Origin of the sequence: Brevibacillus ginsengisoli, assembly GCF_050113715.1 — a bacterium.
GTDB classification, from domain to species: Bacteria; Bacillota; Bacilli; order Brevibacillales; family Brevibacillaceae; genus Brevibacillus_H; species Brevibacillus_H ginsengisoli.
On sequence record NZ_JBNJQR010000004.1, the window covers coordinates 327,164 to 346,180 of the forward strand.

A 19,017-nucleotide genomic window follows, 5' to 3' on the forward strand; every position below is an offset into this window, starting at 1 on the left:
TGTTTTAATTTTAGGAAACAGACGTCACATGAGGTAGTGCAGAAAAGTCACATTCTCGATGAAAAAAGTTATATTAGACGATCCCTTCATTCCGAGCCTTTTGGGCAGCCTCCAACCTCCCCTTTACCTCCAGCTTTCCATAAAGGTTGGAAATATAATTTTTCACAGTGCCTTCACTTAAAAAGAGGCGTTGTGAAATTTCTGAGTTTTTTAATCCTTTTGCAAGCAATTGTAGAACTTCCACTTCCCGTTCGCTTAATCCATACTGCTTGATTAGGATCGTTCGCTGCTCCGAAACCTCCTGCTGCTGTTCTCCCTCTTGATGCTTACTGTTAATTAAGCTAGCAGCCATTTCTTTCGTTATGAGCGTCCCTCCGTTATAGACCAAACGGATACTGCTCGCAAGACTGCGGGGATGTATGGATTTCAATAAATAGCCCTCTGCCCCATTCGCTAAAGCGCTGATCACATAATCCACTTCCTGATAGGAGGTAAGAATGATCACTTTAACGTGTGGCCATTTCTGTTTTATACGCTCTGTCGCACTTACCCCATCCATTTTGGGCATGTTGATATCCATAAGAACAACGTCTGGAGATACATTTTCACATAGTTGAATCGCTGCTTCTCCATCCTGTGCCAGCCCTACCACCGTTATCTGCTCTTCCATATTGAGCACAATGTTCAGACTTTCTCTGATCAATTCTTGATCGTCCGCAATTATAACCCGGATATCCTCCATTTGCTCACCTCCTGTAAGGAATACTGCACTTGATCCTTGTTCCTTCCTGTAAGACTGACGTTATAAGCAATTCTCCGTTTAAAGTTTCCACCCGTTCTCTCATCGAAGTTAATCCGAATCCAAACTCCACCTGATCCGTTCCTTTACCATTATCCTGTATGGTTACTTGTATCTCATTGTCTAAAAAAGCAAGTGTAACGTGAATATGGGTTGCCTGCCCATGTTTTTTGGCATTGGTCAATGATTCCTGTAGGCATCGAAGCAAAGCCATTCTCATGGAATGATGTAAATAATACTCATCACCCGTCACATGAAAAGTTACCTCGGTGCTCGTATAATTGGAAAACTCCTGAATGATCGTAGAAAAACTGTCAGTTATTTGAATGTCGGTTTGGATTCCAATTTGATGAATGGTGCTGCGGATTTTCTCCAGATTGAGCGTCGCAAGATTCCGAAGCTCCTCTATTTTTGTTTTGGCCAGGTCTGGCTTCGAATCCACCAAATACATGATCGCATCCAGTCCCATAATAAATGAGATAAAGGAATGCCCTAGGGTATCATGTAAATCTCTGGACATTCGATCTCGCTCTTCAACTAGCGTTAGGGTTTCAATTTGCTTCGCATGTTGAATCAATGCTTGATTTTGTGCGGCAATGATTCCATTCAACTCTTCTGTTTTTTTATAGGATTTTATAATGAGATTTAATCCTAGTCCTACACAAAGAATGAACCAATTATCAAACAGATAGAAATACAAGTCCCCCTTGCTATCAAAGATAAACCCTTTCATGAAAAGCTGAACAATAGGAAAAGCAGCCAGAACGATAATGAGCCAATAAACCCGTTTCTCCAACAAAAACGAAATGGATAAGGCCGACATACTAAACACATTGGTGTAGCTATGCGAATATTGAACGATATGGATCGCCAAAGACCCGCTTAACAGCATCTCTACCACACAAAAAAGGCTTCGTTTTTGAATCAGATAGGGGACCCAGAAACAAAGTGGAAGAAACATGGCAGCCAATATCCATATAAGGTTGAGATAAAAATCGGGAACCGTATCCTTCTCGATATACAAATCAAATATGATATACACAAAAAACAACAGACGAAAGCTAAACATCGCGATTTCCACAAACGATGCTAATAGCCTCTCAATACCTTTTGATTTCCCCATCTCCACGTCTCTTTCCCCATTTAGAGTATATTTCATGAGTTGAACTCTTTAATTGTAAATGTTACAGGAATATTTTAATAGGAAAATAGTTAAACTATTCATTATTATCGAACAGTTGTGATTCAACAAGTGTCTCCATCCTAAGACGGAAAAGACGATCAATCTCAGGGTCGTTTTTCAGGCAAAACTTTTCAAATATGATAGTAAAAGTGAATACGAGTCAGACTAACTGGTTATGAGAGAACGAAAGATGGAGGAAACGATGATAAAAGAGCCCATTGTACAACTGAGGAATATTACCAAAAAAATCGGCATGAAAACGATCATCCAGAACGTTAGCTTAGATATTTCGAGAGGGAAAGTATTTGGACTCTTAGGCCCAAATGGAGCGGGGAAAACCACACTCATCCGAATGATGGTTGGCTTATCTTCCATTACTTCCGGCCAGATTACCATACAAGGGGCCAACGTAAAACAGGAGTTTGAAAAGGCGATTCAACATGTTGGCGCCATCGTTGAGAACCCTGAAATGTACAAGTTTTTGTCAGGATACAAGAATCTTGTCCATACCGCCAATATGCTTCACCAGGTTGACCGCAAGCGAATAAAAGAAGTGATTGCACTTGTTGGATTGGAAAAGAGCATTCATCAAAAGGTGAAAACTTATTCCTTAGGCATGAAACAGCGGCTTGGGATTGCGCAAGCGTTGCTCCACCGGCCTTCTGTCCTTATTTTAGATGAACCGACGAACGGTCTTGATCCGGCAGGAATTCGAGAGCTGCGCGATCATCTCCGGAGATTAGCGGAAGTGGAAGGAACAGCAGTGATTGTTTCTAGCCATCTGCTCTCGGAAATGGAGCTCATGTGCGACGAGATTGCGATTATCCAAGAGGGAAAACTGGTCGATGTGAAATCGTTACAAGAAATGATCAAGAACGATACAACGAACGTAACCATTGCTCTTGACGTTGATCAGCTGCAGCACGCCTATGCGATTTTAACAAGTACAGCCATGGCAGTATCATGCACAGTTATTGATGATTCGCTGATTGTGAACCTAGGTAGAGAACAGATTCCCGCAGTGATCTCCGCTTTGGTATATGCCGGAATCAATTTGTTTGAAGTGAAGATCTTGACGCAGACACTTGAAGAAAAATTCTTAGAAATTACGGGGGTCAGTTAGGTGATTAAATTACTGCGCAATGAAAATATGAAAATCTATTCCCGATTCGGCACTTGGGTGATGATCTCGATGTTGTTATTGGTCATAGCACTAGGCGGCATCCTTAGTAAATATGATCAACCAGCTCCGGATGTAACCAAATGGCGAACTCAAGCCGAACAAAATATAAGCCAATTAAAGGGTAATCTGCAAAAAGAGCAGGATCCCCTTGCCATCAAGCAGCTGGAAGAGACTATCAAGATCAATGAATACGCTTTGGCACACAACATCGTACCAATTGATTATTCCGCTTGGAGCTATACCCAAAAAGGGATAAACGAGATTCCTTTCATTAGTCTACTTGTTATTGTTGTAGCTGCAGGCATTGTTGCCAATGAATTTACTTGGGGAACAGTCAAATCCCTTCTCGTAAAACCGTATAGCCGTTCAAAGATTCTTCTGGCCAAATACTTGGCTGTCCTGCAGTTTGCTGTGGTTATGCTTACGATTCTGTTTGTTGGAACGTTTCTGTGCAAAGGAATTTTGTTTGGATTTACCTATATAGACACTCCCTATCTATCCGTTGATGCCTACGGCAACGTCCTGGAAGGGAATATGATTGTCCATCTGCTCTCATTGTACGGTCTGGCTTCGGTGAACTTGCTATTTGTGGCAACGATTTCGTTTATGATTTCCAGCCTATTCCGCATTTCTTCATTAGCTATTGGTATATCCTTCCTGCTTCAATTGTTTGGTGGAGTAGCGACCAGTCTGTTGGCTACCAAATACAATTGGATTAAATATACACTGTTTGCCAATACCCAGTTATCGATGTACCAGGAGGGCAAGCCGCTGATCGAAGGCATGACACTGAACTTCTCTCTTATCGTTCTGTTGATTTATTTTGTTCTGTTCGTTGCGACCACTTGGACTGTGTTTAATAGACGCGATATTGCGGGATAAAGGGAAGTAAAAAAGAGACATTTAAACCCACCTACCACGGAGGGAAAAATGTCTCTTACTTCTATCATCTACAGTAATTTTTCTAAAACCAATGCTACTCCATCGTTGTCATTCGTGGCAGTTACTTCTTTAGCTAATGCTTTTAGTTCATCGATAGCATTCCCCATAGCAATAGGGTATCCGCTTATCTCGAATAGCCCTAAGTCATTAAAATCATCACCAAACGCCATTACATTTTGGATCGGGATGTTAAGATGACGACAAACTCTTTGGACAGCATATTCTTTGGAAGCCTTCTTTGACATGATTTGAATAAGCTCACCTTGGTCTGTACTGATGATGTTTAGCTGTTCATTAAACTGATTGAATAAAGCTTGTGCGGATTTAAAATTGGTAATCAGCACTTTGGAAGCGTGTAATAGTTGAATTTGATCAAAATCAATGATCTCAGGATTTTCTGTAACTTTCATTGTTACTTGATAGTCAAGGTTCTTATTGCTATACCAGCGATCCTCTACTTCAATGGATAGGTGAGGATCATTTTCCAGCTCCATGATGCATTTGACTAAATCAGATAATAACGTCGATTCTATGGGAAAATGTTCTCTGATCTGTTGTTCTTCGTTAACAATTAGAGCTCCATTATAATAAACAATTACACCTAACTTCAGCAGCTCTTCGGGAACTAATTGCTTAACTGATCTGGGTGGACGTGCGGTTGCAATGATGATAGGTACACCTTTTTCATAACAATTCATCACGGCTTCCATGTTTCTAGGAGTCACTTCTTTTTTAGAATTTAATAAGGTTCCATCTAAATCCAATATGACACCTGAGATATCATAATTCACCAAAGATCACTCTTTCTAAATAAATGATTCTAACATATATACTATTAATCGTTGCATTCACCTCTTTTTTTCTTTTGAAAATTTTGACACGAAGTAAAGGGCATTTGCTCGGAATAACAGATTCATCCCCAAAATCAATAGAATCACAAACACCAAATCACGTAACAGGGACTTTTTTGGCGCGTTGTCCACCAATGGATAGTGATCAATAAAAACGATCTCATTTTTATTTAAAAACTCATTGATCTTCTCGTAAATCTGAACACCCGGACTATGTAAAAACAGAAAGATTAGTTCATTCTTTTGGATTAGATTACTTAAGGAAGAATTATATTCTACAGGGATATCCCCATATCCATCTTGATTCAAATCAAAAACGGGCTTTGTTTCTCCCCAATAGTTTCCTCTTTTATTTTTACTCCACTCGTTTTTCCCTATGCCGCCAATAGTAGCGACTGGCATGGTATTATGCTCAAATTTATTTTGCGAAAAAACTTGTTTGTTCGAGCTCGCCCACAATTCTATACCAACCTGGTTTCGAATAAACTGATTGTTTTCGATGTTGCCCTCCAAAGATTGATCGATATAAAGTCCTCGAACATTCTCATAAAAGCGATTCCCTTTTATTTGTACCACGCTGCTCGATTGTATGACGAGGCCAAATGCTTTTGTACCCCTGTGAAATGAAAATTCATTATCGCTAATCGTGGTATTCTTGGAATAAGTAATGACCACTCCGCTATCATTATTCGTAAATGTATTGCCCGTAAATTCGTTGTTTTTAGTGTAATAAGAGTTGAACCCATAACGAGTACGCATAATCAAATTTTTATCAATCTTATTTCCGTTCGATTGGTAAAAATAGATCCCGTCTCTCGTTTCATGGATCTTATTATTTACTAACTGATTGTTGTGAGCGTTTAACAACTGAATGCCATTTCCTTGTCCACCTATCTCAAACTTCCCAATCCCTGTTATTTCTACGTTGTTCACTTCATTGTCATTGGCATTATACAAATAGACGCCATTAAAGGACTCCGAAATTCGCAAATCCTTCAGACTATTATGATTGGACTCCACACGAACTCCTGAAAATTCTTCAAATCCATTCAAGTCATAACTACTGTGCTGAATGATAAGGTTTTCTAAATGCACTTGAGGAGCGGTAATTCTGATTACATTTCCGGTGCCGTCTCCTTGAATAATGGTTTGTCCTGAACCAATAATCGTCATTGGCTTATCGATCACTAGATTACCGATATAGAGCCCATCAGGAATTTTTAATACACCATTCACTGAGGTAGAATCTATTTGCTCCTGAAGGGAATCCTGAGCCAAGGCGGGAAGATTACCGGCTAGATAGAATATGAGAAAAGCCCCGATCATTGCTACGATCTTCATCTACCCGACTCCTCCATTTACTTGCAAGTTATTCCTTTCGGGTCAATTCTTATGAGAGAACGTAATCTTTAACGTACCCATTTGTGATACAAGAAGATCCTCATATTTCTTTTCCGCATCGTAAGCAATCTGTTTTTCACTTGCTTTCGGATTTTCTTTTTTTGTTTGTTCAATCATGTCCTTTTGCACCTTTGCAGCAAGGTACAGCTGTTCTTGCCGTTTCTCTTCATGCTTCCAAAAGTCAGCTTCACCGAAGTCCTCCATTATTTTCGCGACGTTCGGTTGAGATTGATAGAGATTCTTTTGCTTTGTCATCTCTTGTTGAACATCTTTCTCGGAAACGGAATATCCCTTTTCCTTGGCCAGTAAACTGATGCCAATCAGGCGAATACTCTGGGTTAAAACCGTATTATTGTCTGTTGCTCCTTTAATATTTGTATCTAAATACTCTAGTTCTCTCTTCAATTCATCCCCATGATACTTCTTCTTCAATTCTTCCTTTTTTATTTCAAGTTGAATAAGATTTGTCTGTTTAAAAAACTCCAGATCTTTTGCTGTAATCTGTTCATTATTTACCGTTGCAATCACATCAGACTTCACTTGCTGTGAAGCAGCACTTTGGGAAGTCGAGTTTTGGTTTCCTTGCAAAGGAGTACAGCCGGTAAGCAGAGACAGACCCACCAAAGAGACAACTGCTAGTCTTACAATCATTTTCCTCATATCTTTCAACCTACTCTACCTTTAATTTTAAGGATTTCTCTTCTGAATCTTTTCCATTGCTAATTGTGGCAGTAGCTACCCATTCCCCTTTCATCGGGATAACTACTTCCTTTTCATATGTTCCATTTCCTTGATCCTCCAAGTCTACCTCCACTTTGCCATGATCCATATTCATCATTTCTAAGGTAGTATGAACCTTCAAACCTGGTGCGGATTTTTCTGCTTCTTTCACATCCATTACGATCTTGATAGGCTTTCCTTCCGTAAATGCAGAAGCGCTATTAATTGTTGCACTCCATTTATCACCTGATCCGCATCCACCCAAAAGCAACAGACTCAAAACAGCAAGGAAGATGATTACCTTTTTCAACTTAATAACCCCCTGTTGAATATTTCTCGCAAAACTCGTTTACGGTATATTTATCGATTGTCCCATCATGCAAATAAGCGACATGTGTACAGACTTGGCGAATCTCGTCAATATGGTGGGAAGATAACAGGATCGTCATGTTATCTAACGATTTCAGGATAGACAGGATATCGACACGTCCCATGGGATCTAATCCGCTTGTCGGTTCATCCAGAATCAGAATCTCTGGTTCAAAATAAAACATGATTGCAAGACCCAGACGCTGCAGCATCCCTTTTGAGTAACCCTTAACCTTTTGCGAACGACTATCCCAAAGTCGAACAAGACTAAGCTTTTCTTCTATCTTTTTTTCATTTACTTGTTTGTCTGCCAGAGAAGCAAAAAAACGCATATTCTCTTCACCGGTTAATTGCGGATAAAGCATAAATTTTTCGGGCAAATAGGCCACGTGTTTTTTCCATTCTTCCTTTGTATGCGGAATGCCCGCAAGCATAATTTGGCCTTTCTTAACGGGGATTAAATCTAGCATGGAATGAATCAACGTGGATTTTCCTGCTCCGTTATGACCGACAAGTGCGCAAACCTCATTTTGGTTAACCGTCAGATTGACACTGTGCAACACTTCTTTGTCTTGATAAGCTTGTGTGACCTCTTTGATCTCTATCATACTTTTTCTCCTTTCACACGAAACCACACGGAAAATTCAAAGATAATACCAAACCAAATCACAATATCGATTAGTAAGAATTTAACTGGAGACAAAAACACCATCTTTTGCATTAGCCTTGACATGTGGTCAATCGGGAATAATCCCAAGGCGGACTCCAAGTAAAAATGAACCGTGTGCAGTGGATCCAGGAAAAACAATATAGAAAACGTTTTGATATTTTGGTCTGTTACCACAGGGATGTAATAGAGGAAGGCAAGATCAATCAGGAAAACAAACAAAAACCAGGTAAAAATGTTGGCCCCAACTAGCTGCATACGAGTGCTGCATATACTTCCCAAAAATATCCCCAACTGATTAAAAATAAAGAGAACGATCGTAATGGATAGTATAAATGGAAGAAAGCTTCCTGGGCTATAGGGCAGAAACGCTTTCATCGGGAGAGAAAAAATACAGTACCAGCCTACGAAAACAAGAATGGTGACCAGTTGTATGGCCATACTCTTTTTCAGGAGAAACGTGCGATACGACTCTTTTTTGGTTAACAAAATGGTTAATGTCTTCTGTTCTTTCTCCTGCATGATGGCAAAAGAAGCAATAAACAAGCTTAATAGAGGAATCAGAAAGACATTCATTTCATATAGGGAAAGTAGAAAAATCTCAAAGCCTTCATCAGAAGGGAAGGAACGGGATTGTTGCAAGATAAAAAAGGAGATCAGAATAACCATACACATCGCAAGCCATAATCCTTTTCCCCGAGATTGTTCCTTCCACTCTTTCCAAATATAAATCATACTTTTTTCCTCCTTATTCCCCTATACAAAGCTGCAATACCAATACCCGCAAATAGCGTAATCCAAAGTATATACGGATTTCTTTTCCCCGCTTCGATAAGCGGACGATTATCGATAAACATCGTATCCTGTTGATGAAGGACTTGACTTAATTTTTCATAAACGTTGATAGCAGGGCTGCTGAGAAAAAGGTAGATCAACTCGTTATCATTGATCAATTTATCAAGTGAGGACCGATACTCAACTGGATCGTCACCAACCCCGTCTCCATTCAAATCAAAAACCGGCAGTGTATCTCCCCAATAATTTCCTTTATCATCTAAACTCCATTTATTTTCATACTGTGCACCCGTTGAAATAACCGGAAATGTGTTCGAAAAAAAATGATTTTCCGTAAAAACCAAATCGCTAGTGTTTCGAATATTGATTCCTATACGGTTATGAACAAAATGATTTCCTTGTACTAGATTTGAATTGGTATCATCACAAAACAAACCTTTCTGATTTTGGAAGAAGCGGTTTTCGATAACTTTGACGTTACTAGCTGAGAGAATTAGAAGCCCAAACCCTTGCATGCCTTCACTTAAGGAAAACTCATTTTCCTTTAATTCGATCCGGCTAGACATCATCAGCGCAGCGCCGCCTGTATTGTTGGTAAACTGATTTCGGTAAAATAGATTGTCATCGGAATACATATAATGTAAGCCATATCGTGTATTCGTTATTTTGTTATTCTCAGAAATAGTTTCAGTACCGTAGTAAAAATAGATCCCATCACGATTTCCGTCGATCACATTATTGAATAGCTTTGTTCTTTTAGCATGAATGAGCTGTATTCCATTCCCCTGACCGGCAATTTCCTGCTTTCCCAATCCTTTAATCGTACAGTTTTCAATCAAATTATCATTTGCGTTTTTCAAAAAAATACCATGAAAAGAATCCGAAATTTGAATATGACGCAGAACATTATGATGAGAAGTCACTTTAATCGCGGAGTATTCCTCAGCTGAATTTCGATCCATGCTCCCATGTTCAACCGTTACATTTTCAATGTGAACATTGGATGCTTCTATTGAGATGACATTTCCTCGCCCATCCCCACGGATAACGGTATGACCATTGCCTTTAATAGTTAATGGCTTTGTGATCCTAATGTTACCCGTATAGACTTCTCCCGATAAGACAAGTACGCCTTTCTCGGGAGTAGCATCAATCTGATGTTGTAATGAAGTTTCTGCCATCGCTAACGATGCGCCTATCATCCAGATCAGGATACTAGCACACAAAGCCATTAACTTTTTCATTACTTGCGTTCCCTCCAGATCGCAACCGCAACAAGTAAAAACGCTGCACCTAATAGAAATGAACCCGTAGTAAAGTAACTGTGAGTAATAAAGTTGGCTAATTTATTATCTCCTATCATTGGTGCGACAAATGGCGGAACTTTAATCGGTGCTTTCGGATCCAGATCTGTACAAAAGTGATACAGCCAACGATGAATGTCGTATAACCCTAAAGCTCCCCCAAAACTGAACATAACTGCCAGAACAAAAAGGTAGACTCTTCTACCAATTGCCGCAACAGCAAGCGTAAGTGCCGCAAGCCCCACAATCAGATAGGTTAGATAGCCCAATTCAGGGAAGTTTTCATCACTGAATTCTTTCATTCCGATATAATGGTTCAAACTGTTAATGGCATCGAGATTGCCTTCCATATGATTAGGATAAACAATAATATTAAGTCCTTCGGGATACTGAGGTGCAAAAAACTCCATTCCCCACCATGGGAAAAAGATGGTACAAACAACTAAAGCTGCCGAGAGAATCAACAGTACTCTTGAAATACCCGACATTTTTTTCATCATTTCTCTTCACTCCAGTTTGTAAATTTGAAAGGGCATCATACGATACCCTTTCAAAATTTCTTATTTAGGCTCGACCAATAAGTAACCGTTCATTTCTTGGTGAAGCGCAGAGCAGAAGTTTGTGCAATAGATTGGGAATGTTCCTGCTTTATTCGCAACAAATTCTAGCGTTTTGGTTTCACCCGGCTGCATTTCCATATTGAGATCGTACTCAATAATACCGAAGCCGTGCGTGATATCCTCGTCAAGGTCGATGTTGGTCATATGGAAGAATACATGATCTCCTTCTTTAACAGTGACCGCATCTGGACGCTTCGCCTTCGCATCGAAAATAAACTTAGAACGCATCGCGATTCCGTACACGTGTACTTCATTGCCTTTCCGTTCGATACGCGTTTGGTCTTGTTTATGAACTGCCAACGGGTTATTAGCATCTTTCGGATAAACATTAATGGTTTTAATCTTGTCTGCTTTGATCATCTGTGCATAGTGCGGCTCTGGATCGATTGGAGCAGAGTCTACAACTTGCATTTTATCTCCCGAAATGTCAATTAACTGCATCGACTCAGGGTGAGAAGGTCCTACACTCAGATACGTATCTTTAGCCAGTTTGTTCAACGCTACTACCCAATGTCCTTTAGGAGCTGCGGTATCCCCTTCAGCTGCAGACAAATGTCCTGGCGAGTATTGTACTGGAACACGGTCTACAACTTCCCCGGTGTCATACTTCCATTTCACTACTTCAGAAGAGATGAACATGGTTGTGTAAGCGAATCCTTTGTCGTCAAATTGTGTATGAAGTGGTCCAAGGGCATTTTCCGGGTTTACTTCATATTCCATTACAGACTTATAATCTAACACCGGCATTCCATTCTTTTCTCCGGAAAACTTCTTGTTTTTGATCGCATCAAAAGTTTTTTCCCATGAGAATTCTGTCATGAGCGGTGCCAATTTTCCGGAAGCGATGTAGTGTTTACCATCAGGAGTAACGTCTACACCGTGTGGAGATTTTGCAACCGGTACCAAATAAATACTGCCCTTATGCTTCAGTGGGTCAATCATCTTCACGCCGTCAACCACATCGCACTCGCCGTTTTTAACTTTTTGTTCGAGTTCTTTCCAGTTGACGAGTACAAGATAATCACGGTCATTTTGGGAAGCGTTGATTTCCATGTTTGTCGTTGCTTCCTCGGTGTTGTATGTAGTCATTACAATCCAATCACCAGATACTTTCTTCCCAGCGTCGGACAAGTCAAAAGACCATGGTGGAAGAACTACCTGATAAGCGAGATTCAGTTTCTTTTGTTTTTGGTCAAAAGTCACTGCACTCAAAATGCCTTTATATTTTTGAGAATAGTCATCTAAAGATTCATATTTACGTCCTAATGGAACCGAGAAACGGGTAGGAGCAAAAATATATTCCGAGTTTTGGGTAACAAACACACTAGCATGCGGACCGCTCGTATTAGGCAAGTGGATCATATCTTTAGTGGTAAACGTAGATAAATCTAATGCGGCAATGCGGTTATTCCCTACATCATTGGCAAACAGGAATTTACCATCATATTCACCATTTGTCTCAGATAAAGATGGATGGTGGAAGTCACCCCATGTGTAACCGCCGAGCATCGCCTTACTTTCTTTATCGTAGCCATAACCAGTCGCTGGATCTGGGCTAAAAATCGGAACCGTACGAATTCTGCGTAAAGATGGAACTCCTATAACAAACAATTGTCCGGAATGTCCACCAGATGACATCAAGTAAAACTCATCTTTTTGTCCAAAAGGAACATACACTTTTTCGGCGTTGTTTTTCGCTTTGCCATCATCCGCAACTGTCTTAGGACCAACATTTGGGGAGCTGGCAAAAAATACACTTGCTGCCAAGAATCCTGCTAAGATACCTGTTGCTACAGGAATAATTCTCTTCATCAATATCCCTCCTAAGGTTACCCTTATTTTTTATTTCTTTTCTGAAGCAATTTTTAATGCATCAAGAACTGCTTTTCTCTCTTCATCCGTTAATGGTTTGCTACTCAGAACCCCTGACATAACAGCTGAATTTGGTTTTTTCAAGAACTCCTCAAGCTTCATCCCGTGTTTTCCTTCTGCTTCAACGTAAGCCTGGGAAAGATCAGGACCTACTTGCCCTGCATGAATGTTAAGTGCTGAGACAGAGTGGCAAGACACGCACCCTCGTTTTGTGAATATTTCCCCTTCAGGCGCCGCAGCAGTAGCCGAATCAGTAGTCTTCGCTGGCGCTGGGGCTTCTGCCTTACCGCTATCTGCTGGAGTTGGGGCTGGGGCTGGAGCTTGGGCAGTGGTTGATTCGCTTGCCACTTCTTTAGGCTGCTGTTTCGAGTGGTAGAAAGCATATCCGCCGCCAAAAGCGATGATAAAACTTAGTAAAAAGATTAGAACGTTTTTACCCATACTAAACCTCCCTTTCCTTCATATTCCATAAATTCATTACCACTATAGAACTTGATTTTTGACCCTATTGTGATTCGACGCACATTTCACATATTTGTCAAGTGTTGTCAAAATCACTCGAAATTACCTCTCAAATAGCTCCTTCGAGCTATTTATTCTGTGGTTTTTATGTCGCTTGGAGAATAAGACCACTTACAATCGCTGTCACAATTTTGTGATATAATCCATGTTAAAGACTGTAAAACTTGACTTCACCTTCCTGTTCCTTTCAAAAAATAGAGCTACCTGAAAAGCTGGATTGAAAATAAAAAAACCTTACAACGATTGGATAACCGTTGTAAGGTTTTTCAAATAGGTATTAATACCTATTCACCATGCTAAACATCCTGGTTTTCGAAAATTATCGTCCTTCCAGACATCATTCACTTGATTTCAACCTCGTTTTTTACATCTAAACATGATAAAGAATGCCTCGTTTCTCACTCTTATCAGATAAAATTGAACGCAGTATACCTGAAACTCCATCGTAACAACTTTTTCATAAGATAATTATCCATTTGGCTACACAACTCGACACTAAAATATGACAAAATTAGGCCTTTCTTAATATTTTATACTTTTTGGTGTGTGTTAATATTTTAACAGGGATAGGTCTTTAATCTTAAATATATACATATTGGGGATGATATTTTGGCCGGTGAAACAGATAAAAAAGGAATGGGTTGGTTTAAAGGCATCCTGTCTAATCAAAACCAACCGGAAAAAAATAGAGTAGAACATCAAGAGGTTGTGACTGAAATGATTGAAGAAGTGCCGTCTATTACTATGAAAGAGTCTGAACCACCAATGACAGACAGCCATAAACACATTTTTCCGAAAGAGAACCAGGATAAAATTACATTGGACGTCATTGTTTCTATCGAAAACATGCTGAAAGAACGCCAATTGCTCGCTTATAAAAATAAAGGGCTCGAGGATCAACTCTTTTCAGCTAATGAAACGATTACTCGTCTTAAGCACGATCAAATTAAAAAAGACCAACTTTTCCAAGAGAAAATGAAGGAAATCCGTGAATTAGAGAATAGCCTGACCAACAAACAAATGCGGTACGATCAGCTCCTCGAAGATTATAAGGAATATCAACTGAAATCAAACATGGAATATGAAAAGATCACAAATCAACTTGAAACAGAAACGGCTAAATACAACAAACTTTATGAGGAATCCGCAAATGCTCAATATCAAAGCATGTCAAAAATCAATGAGCTTGAAGATAAAATTAGAAGCTTAGAAATAGAAAACCAAAAACTCGCCGAACAATATCAAAAGATTGTTAATGAAAAGGCTGCATTAATGCAGACCATTAATGATTTTACCGATAGAATGTCCCTTTCTTTCTTACCAAAGGCAACTTCTACTCAATCACAATCAGAATAAACAGCTAGCTATTCGTCTATTTACAACTAGGGAGGGGAGGGCAACATGGCAGTCTACCACGAAAAGGTACTTGAACTAGTAGCTATTGAAACGATTAACGAAAAATCATATTTACGTATTAAGTTTTTCCTTGAACAAGAAGTGGAACTGTTTTGGGAAACGGACAGTGATACTGCTGCGAATTTAATGACAGTAACCGAATTTGATGAAAATCATAGGTATCGATTATCGCTACATACAACATTCGACGAAACCAAACAGCAATGGATGAGTTTCATTACAAGAACATACCGTGATAAAGGTGACCGAATTTATTTTACTTGTTCAGTTCATTACAAGAACGATTTAGAGGCAATTAAAAACACCCAAAGTATAAACGATTTAAATCGTTTACCGTTTTTATCCGTCAATCTATCGGAAACTGATGACAATAAGATTAAACAGAATTATGAGCTAAAAGAGCCAGTGATTTCAAAAGCAAACAAGAATACACCTAAATGGGTAATTGTTGCCATGATTAGTGTTATTCTTGTGATACTGTTTGGACATTTCAATAATCCATATTTTAATAAAAAATCTAACAATACAATTGTCGCAAAAGCAGAAGTTACAACTGCTTCCGCAACAGTGACCAAGTTAGTAAAAGATCATTCTACACAGGATAGTCTGCCTTATCTAAAACTGGATAACCCTATTACATTTAGCCTTCCCAAAGGCTACGTATCCCTTACATTCGATGATGGCCCTTCCAAATATACAGAGAAGATCACGGATATATTAAAAAAATACAAGGTTGGCGGCACTTTTTTCTTCATCGGATATAATGTAAAAAAACATCCTGACTCTGTTCGGTATGTTCATTCAAATGGATATTCGATTGGAAGCCATTCTATGAACCATGTAAAAATGTCGAACCTTTCCTATGAACAACAGGCAAATGAACTTGTACAATCTTCTCATGCAATTAAGGATCTTACGAATGAAGACGTAGTCCTCTTACGGCCACCTTATGGAGCGATAAATGAACAGACAAAAGCTTTAGTCCACGATTATCGGGACAAAATGGTACTTTGGGATCGAGATCCGAGAGATTGGAAAACTCATGATGCAACTAAAATATTTCATTATGTTTGCAGCACGGAAGCATCCGGTTCCATCATCCTTTTACATGAATCTCAAGCCACTATTGATGCTTTACCTAAAATAATTGAGCACTTGCAAGAACAAAATCTAAAGATTGTCAGTTTGAAGTAGTAAACATCCATTCAATTCAAACTAAATCTATCTTAAAAAAGATCCGTTAGATCGATGGAATTCCGTCGTCTGAGGATCTTTTTTAGTTTCCTACGAAAATTTATACCCTCTGTAACGATTACATTCGAAGTATCATTCTCTATCCAACCTAAAACAACCATTTTTTTGCAAAAAACACGTAATTTTTCCACAAATACCTACATTTTATGGTAAAATATTGTCGTAATCTATCATCTATAAATTTATTAAAGGGTTGGAGGTTTCTACATGTCTCTTATTCACAAACAGGATCTTTCTTCAGAAGAATTACAAATGCTTAGCTCAGAAATGCTCAAAAAACAAAAATCAACAGGTACCACTTGGCTTCTTTGGATTTTTACTGGAGGATTCGGTGGACATCGCTTTTATCTTGGGAAAACAGGTTCAGGTGTCGCGATGTTATTGACACTTGGCGGGTTAGGGATCTGGACCTTCATTGACCTCTTCCTGCTTAACGGTATGATCAAAGACACCAACGATAGAATCGAAAATGAGATTCTCTCCGAAATCCGTTTACTGAAAAATGCTAAAAAGAACTCTACGGCAACTAATTAATTGGTAGTGGTAAATACGATGAACAATTCTTTCTCAAAGATGGACCTTACATTAGAAGAACTGGCTATTCTTGAAACTGAAATGTTAAAGAAGAAAAAAAGCAAAGAAGCCGCTTGGGGATTATGGGCGGGACTTCACTTTTTTGGAGCTCATCGCTTTTATACGGAGAATTATCGATATGCTTCAGCCATGTTTTTATCCAGTAGTATTCCGACAATCTTCATTATTTATATGTTGTTCACAACGGAATACTACGACAGCTTTAATAAGTTTCTCATGGGCTTCTTAATTTTTCTTTTATCAGGATCTGTGATTTGGTCCTGGATTGATGCTTTTTTCATAAATAAACGAATTGAAGAGTTGAATGAGGTCGAGGAAAATCGTATCCTCAAGTCAATCAGAGAACAACGAAACTTGAGAAAACCAGAATGATAGTCATTCTGGTTTTTATTTAAGGATAAACTATTTCGGCATTTCGTCGAAAATGGGTGAATTTTTGAAAGCGTATTAATTTCCTTAGGAAAGTAAGTTACAATAGACCAATAGGAACACTCCGCTAAGCGATAAGGAGTGGGATTACAAATACGAATTTGAAAAACTATGGGTGTATAAAAAATGAACAATAAACTACTTGAACTCAATAAAACGAAAAAACCGTTATTTGTCACCGTGTATGACGAACTGTATAAACTGATCATGGATGGAACGTTTCCTCCTGACAGTCAGCTTCCAACAGAACCGGAATTGGCCAAGATATTTGGTGTCAGTAGAATGACATTAAGACATGCTTTGGCGCTTTTGCAGGAAGATGGATTAGTTAAGAATATCCACGGAAAAGGGAACTTCATTACCAAATTCCATCAGAATGAAAATAGTGCTGGCTTGGAGAAATTGGGGAACCCATTATATAAATGCTATACGGAAAAAATAGAGGAAGTGGAACTAAATTTTCGGATTGATTTAGTAACGGACTATGCCATGCAAGTTTTAAAACGCGAAATGACTGCGGTTGTTGCGGTGGAACGCTGGTATAGAAGTGAGGGTAGGGTAGTAGCTTATGCTTTTACCATGATGCCCATAGAAGCGGTTTCCAAGTTGAAACTTGACTTGCAGAATGAGAAGCAGCTATTAGAGATGTTGGAAGAGAAAGTATATGAGCTGGCTAATTCCTCTACCATTGAAATCAAACGCTCCAATTCGCTTCATACCCCATCCCTGAAATATCAAATTTTCGGCGGAGAGGAATGTGATCTGATTTTAGAAAGTGTTTATATCAGCGATAAATACCCTGTGGTTTATAATAAGTACTATATACCAATAGAATTTAGTCAAATACGAGTCAACGCATCCAAATGACTGAACAAGCAAGTGCCTTGTTTGGAGAATTTCAATAGGTTCTATTTCATTCGAAGCAGCGTATTTCCTACGGGAGATACACTGCTTTTTTCTATGAACAGCGTTGTTACGATTCCCGACGTTTAGTCCCCCTAGGTTTCGGTCCCTCGACGTTTCAGTCCCCCGATGAGAGGGGAGGAGAGGGGATGAGAGGAGAGGGGAGTAATAGTGGAAAATGTTTCTCACCTTATTGTTACAAAAAAGACAAATATCCAAAGAAAGATGCGTTGTGAGCAAATAGCAGATATGATATTCTTTCATTGCTTGGATGTATACAAGTATTTATACAACCATACAACACCGTATATATCTTAAAGCGAAATGAAAGCGCACACAAGGACGTCATGAATGGCTGGAGTCAATCATGTAAATACTTCCTTGTAAACAATTATGAGAAGGAGAGATCAAAGGTGAGTACAACAAAGGCAGGTTCAACTGATCTCAAGGAAACCCCACATATCAAACCAAATGGAGTGGAAATTGCTGAAACCATCCTTTTGCCGGGGGATCCTCTAAGAGCAAAATTTATTGCCGAAACCTATTTAGAAAACGCAGTTCAATTCAATTCCGTGCGTAATATGTTCGGGTATACGGGAACTTATAAGGGAAAGAAAATATCTGTTATGGGAACAGGCATGGGGATGCCGAGCATCAGTCTTTATTCTTGGGAGCTCATTCATGTCTTTGGTGTGAAGAACTTGATTCGCATAGGTACCTGTGGCGCTCTCCAGGAAAATATGAATTTATATGATCTTGTTTTTGCCATGGGAGCTTCTACGGATTCCCGCTATGTTCATCAATACAATCTTCCTGGACAATTCTCTAATATCGCCTCCTTTACCTTATTAGAAAAGGCGAAGAAAGTCGCGGATCAAAAAGGGTTGCCAGTACACGTCGGAAATGTTCTAACCAGCGATATTTTCTATAATGCGGATGCAACAGCATTGGACAAGTGGCGCAAAATGGGAATTCTAAGTGTAGAAATGGAAACTGCCGGACTCTATATGAATGCTGCTAATGCGGGAGTAAATGCCCTTACGATTCTAACCGTAAGTGATCACATTCTCACACATGAACAAACCACGCCTGAAGAAAGACAATTAGCCTTTACCAATATGATGGAAATTGCCTTGGAACTTGCATAATCAACCTCAGGAGACGTCGTCTTCCTAAATGACAAAAGGAGAGGA

At 39.2% G+C, this 19,017-nt stretch carries 20 protein-coding genes; 8 read left to right on the plus strand and 12 right to left on the minus strand.

Features of this window, described 5'->3' with window-relative positions; all coding sequences use genetic code 11:
- Positions 1–73 precede the first annotated feature (73 nt).
- A complete protein-coding gene (locus tag ACQCN2_RS10975; RefSeq protein ID WP_426928949.1) occupies positions 74–742 on the minus strand; it encodes a response regulator transcription factor in 669 nt (222 codons plus the stop codon).
- 4 nt (positions 743–746) lie between these two features.
- On the minus strand, positions 747–1,958 hold the full coding sequence (locus tag ACQCN2_RS10980; RefSeq protein WP_426928950.1) for a sensor histidine kinase: 1,212 nt from the start codon (positions 1,956–1,958) through the stop codon (positions 747–749).
- A gap of 226 nt (positions 1,959–2,184) precedes the next feature.
- On the opposite strand from ACQCN2_RS10980, the gene ACQCN2_RS10985 reads away from it, so the two are divergent.
- Together ACQCN2_RS10985 and ACQCN2_RS10990 are read left to right on the plus strand one after the other, a co-directional pair.
- A complete protein-coding gene (locus ACQCN2_RS10985; RefSeq protein WP_426928951.1) occupies positions 2,185–3,105 on the plus strand; it encodes an ABC transporter ATP-binding protein in 921 nt (306 codons plus the stop codon).
- A complete protein-coding gene (locus tag ACQCN2_RS10990) occupies positions 3,106–4,047 on the plus strand; it encodes an ABC transporter permease subunit (protein ID WP_426928952.1) in 942 nt (313 codons plus the stop codon).
- Between the two features lie 68 nt (positions 4,048–4,115).
- Here the strand turns inward: ACQCN2_RS10990 and ACQCN2_RS10995 are convergent, their stop codons facing one another.
- The 10 genes from ACQCN2_RS10995 to ACQCN2_RS11040 are packed head-to-tail and all read right to left on the minus strand — an operon-like array spanning position 4,116 to position 13,147.
- On the minus strand, positions 4,116–4,898 hold the full coding sequence (locus ACQCN2_RS10995) for an HAD family hydrolase (protein WP_426928953.1): 783 nt from the start codon (positions 4,896–4,898) through the stop codon (positions 4,116–4,118).
- Between the two features lie 57 nt (positions 4,899–4,955).
- Entirely contained in the window at positions 4,956–6,299 is a 1,344-nt protein-coding gene (nosD, locus tag ACQCN2_RS11000; protein WP_426928954.1) for a nitrous oxide reductase family maturation protein NosD, read from the minus strand.
- 42 nt (positions 6,300–6,341) lie between these two features.
- The gene (locus ACQCN2_RS11005; RefSeq protein ID WP_426928955.1) at positions 6,342–7,019 is read right to left on the minus strand and encodes a hypothetical protein; all 678 of its coding nucleotides are present in this window, start codon (positions 7,017–7,019) and stop codon (positions 6,342–6,344) included.
- Positions 7,020–7,029: 10 nt separating this feature from the next.
- Positions 7,030–7,389, minus strand: a complete 360-nt coding sequence (locus ACQCN2_RS11010; RefSeq protein WP_426928956.1) for a FixH family protein — start codon at positions 7,387–7,389, stop codon at positions 7,030–7,032.
- Position 7,390: 1 nt separating this feature from the next.
- The gene (locus ACQCN2_RS11015) at positions 7,391–8,056 is read right to left on the minus strand and encodes an ABC transporter ATP-binding protein (RefSeq protein WP_426928957.1); all 666 of its coding nucleotides are present in this window, start codon (positions 8,054–8,056) and stop codon (positions 7,391–7,393) included.
- A complete protein-coding gene (locus ACQCN2_RS11020; RefSeq protein WP_426928958.1) occupies positions 8,053–8,850 on the minus strand; it encodes an ABC transporter permease in 798 nt (265 codons plus the stop codon). Before ACQCN2_RS11020 ends, ACQCN2_RS11015 begins: the two co-directional genes overlap by 4 nt.
- Positions 8,847–10,154 carry a nitrous oxide reductase family maturation protein NosD gene (nosD, locus tag ACQCN2_RS11025; RefSeq protein WP_426928959.1) on the minus strand — a complete coding sequence of 436 codons (1,308 nt, stop codon included), beginning with the start codon at positions 10,152–10,154 and terminating at the stop codon, positions 8,847–8,849. Before nosD (ACQCN2_RS11025) ends, ACQCN2_RS11020 begins: the two co-directional genes overlap by 4 nt.
- Positions 10,154–10,714 (minus strand): hypothetical protein, encoded by a 561-nt coding sequence (locus ACQCN2_RS11030; protein WP_426928960.1) that lies wholly within the window; start codon positions 10,712–10,714, stop codon positions 10,154–10,156. Before ACQCN2_RS11030 ends, nosD (ACQCN2_RS11025) begins: the two co-directional genes overlap by 1 nt.
- Before the next feature lie 60 nt (positions 10,715–10,774).
- The gene (gene nosZ, locus ACQCN2_RS11035; RefSeq protein WP_426928961.1) at positions 10,775–12,646 is read right to left on the minus strand and encodes a Sec-dependent nitrous-oxide reductase; all 1,872 of its coding nucleotides are present in this window, start codon (positions 12,644–12,646) and stop codon (positions 10,775–10,777) included.
- Between the two features lie 30 nt (positions 12,647–12,676).
- Complete coding sequence (locus ACQCN2_RS11040) at positions 12,677–13,147, minus strand: c-type cytochrome (protein ID WP_426928962.1); 471 nt, start codon at positions 13,145–13,147, stop codon at positions 12,677–12,679.
- Between the two features lie 690 nt (positions 13,148–13,837).
- On the opposite strand from ACQCN2_RS11040, the gene ACQCN2_RS11045 reads away from it, so the two are divergent.
- The 6 genes from ACQCN2_RS11045 (at position 13,838) to deoD (ending at position 18,972) form a co-directional block, all read left to right on the plus strand.
- Positions 13,838–14,584 carry an AAA family ATPase gene (locus ACQCN2_RS11045; RefSeq protein ID WP_426928963.1) on the plus strand — a complete coding sequence of 249 codons (747 nt, stop codon included), beginning with the start codon at positions 13,838–13,840 and terminating at the stop codon, positions 14,582–14,584.
- 45 nt (positions 14,585–14,629) lie between these two features.
- Positions 14,630–15,838 carry a polysaccharide deacetylase family protein gene (locus ACQCN2_RS11050; RefSeq protein WP_426928964.1) on the plus strand — a complete coding sequence of 403 codons (1,209 nt, stop codon included), beginning with the start codon at positions 14,630–14,632 and terminating at the stop codon, positions 15,836–15,838.
- 267 nt (positions 15,839–16,105) lie between these two features.
- A complete protein-coding gene (locus ACQCN2_RS11055) occupies positions 16,106–16,432 on the plus strand; it encodes a TM2 domain-containing protein (protein ID WP_426928965.1) in 327 nt (108 codons plus the stop codon).
- Between the two features lie 18 nt (positions 16,433–16,450).
- Positions 16,451–16,864 carry a TM2 domain-containing protein gene (locus ACQCN2_RS11060; protein ID WP_426928966.1) on the plus strand — a complete coding sequence of 138 codons (414 nt, stop codon included), beginning with the start codon at positions 16,451–16,453 and terminating at the stop codon, positions 16,862–16,864.
- Positions 16,865–17,047: 183 nt separating this feature from the next.
- Entirely contained in the window at positions 17,048–17,788 is a 741-nt protein-coding gene (locus ACQCN2_RS11065) for a GntR family transcriptional regulator (RefSeq protein WP_426928967.1), read from the plus strand.
- A 449-nt stretch (positions 17,789–18,237) separates the two neighbouring features.
- Positions 18,238–18,972 carry a purine-nucleoside phosphorylase gene (gene deoD / locus ACQCN2_RS11070; protein ID WP_426928968.1) on the plus strand — a complete coding sequence of 245 codons (735 nt, stop codon included), beginning with the start codon at positions 18,238–18,240 and terminating at the stop codon, positions 18,970–18,972.
- Positions 18,973–19,017 lie beyond the last annotated feature (45 nt).

What these genes read in the sequence shown, in the direction of transcription:
- ACQCN2_RS11060 (WP_426928966.1), top strand. Translation starts at nt 16,451, where the DNA reads ATGAACAATTCTTTCTCAAAGATGGACCTTACATTAGAAGAACTGGCT.
- ACQCN2_RS11055 (WP_426928965.1), top strand. Translation starts at nt 16,106, where the DNA reads ATGTCTCTTATTCACAAACAGGATCTTTCTTCAGAAGAATTACAAATG.
- ACQCN2_RS11030 (WP_426928960.1), bottom strand. Translation starts at nt 10,714, where the DNA reads ATGATGAAAAAAATGTCGGGTATTTCAAGAGTACTGTTGATTCTCTCG.
- nosD (WP_426928954.1), bottom strand. Translation starts at nt 6,299, where the DNA reads ATGAAGATCGTAGCAATGATCGGGGCTTTTCTCATATTCTATCTAGCC.
- ACQCN2_RS11065 (WP_426928967.1), top strand. Translation starts at nt 17,048, where the DNA reads ATGAACAATAAACTACTTGAACTCAATAAAACGAAAAAACCGTTATTT.
- ACQCN2_RS11050 (WP_426928964.1), top strand. Translation starts at nt 14,630, where the DNA reads ATGGCAGTCTACCACGAAAAGGTACTTGAACTAGTAGCTATTGAAACG.
- ACQCN2_RS11015 (WP_426928957.1), bottom strand. Translation starts at nt 8,056, where the DNA reads ATGATAGAGATCAAAGAGGTCACACAAGCTTATCAAGACAAAGAAGTG.
- ACQCN2_RS11040 (WP_426928962.1), bottom strand. Translation starts at nt 13,147, where the DNA reads ATGGGTAAAAACGTTCTAATCTTTTTACTAAGTTTTATCATCGCTTTT.
- ACQCN2_RS11005 (WP_426928955.1), bottom strand. Translation starts at nt 7,019, where the DNA reads ATGAGGAAAATGATTGTAAGACTAGCAGTTGTCTCTTTGGTGGGTCTG.
- ACQCN2_RS11020 (WP_426928958.1), bottom strand. Translation starts at nt 8,850, where the DNA reads ATGATTTATATTTGGAAAGAGTGGAAGGAACAATCTCGGGGAAAAGGA.
- ACQCN2_RS10985 (WP_426928951.1), top strand. Translation starts at nt 2,185, where the DNA reads ATGATAAAAGAGCCCATTGTACAACTGAGGAATATTACCAAAAAAATC.
- ACQCN2_RS10980 (WP_426928950.1), bottom strand. Translation starts at nt 1,958, where the DNA reads ATGAAATATACTCTAAATGGGGAAAGAGACGTGGAGATGGGGAAATCA.
- nosD (WP_426928959.1), bottom strand. Translation starts at nt 10,154, where the DNA reads ATGAAAAAGTTAATGGCTTTGTGTGCTAGTATCCTGATCTGGATGATA.
- nosZ (WP_426928961.1), bottom strand. Translation starts at nt 12,646, where the DNA reads ATGAAGAGAATTATTCCTGTAGCAACAGGTATCTTAGCAGGATTCTTG.
- ACQCN2_RS10975 (WP_426928949.1), bottom strand. Translation starts at nt 742, where the DNA reads ATGGAGGATATCCGGGTTATAATTGCGGACGATCAAGAATTGATCAGA.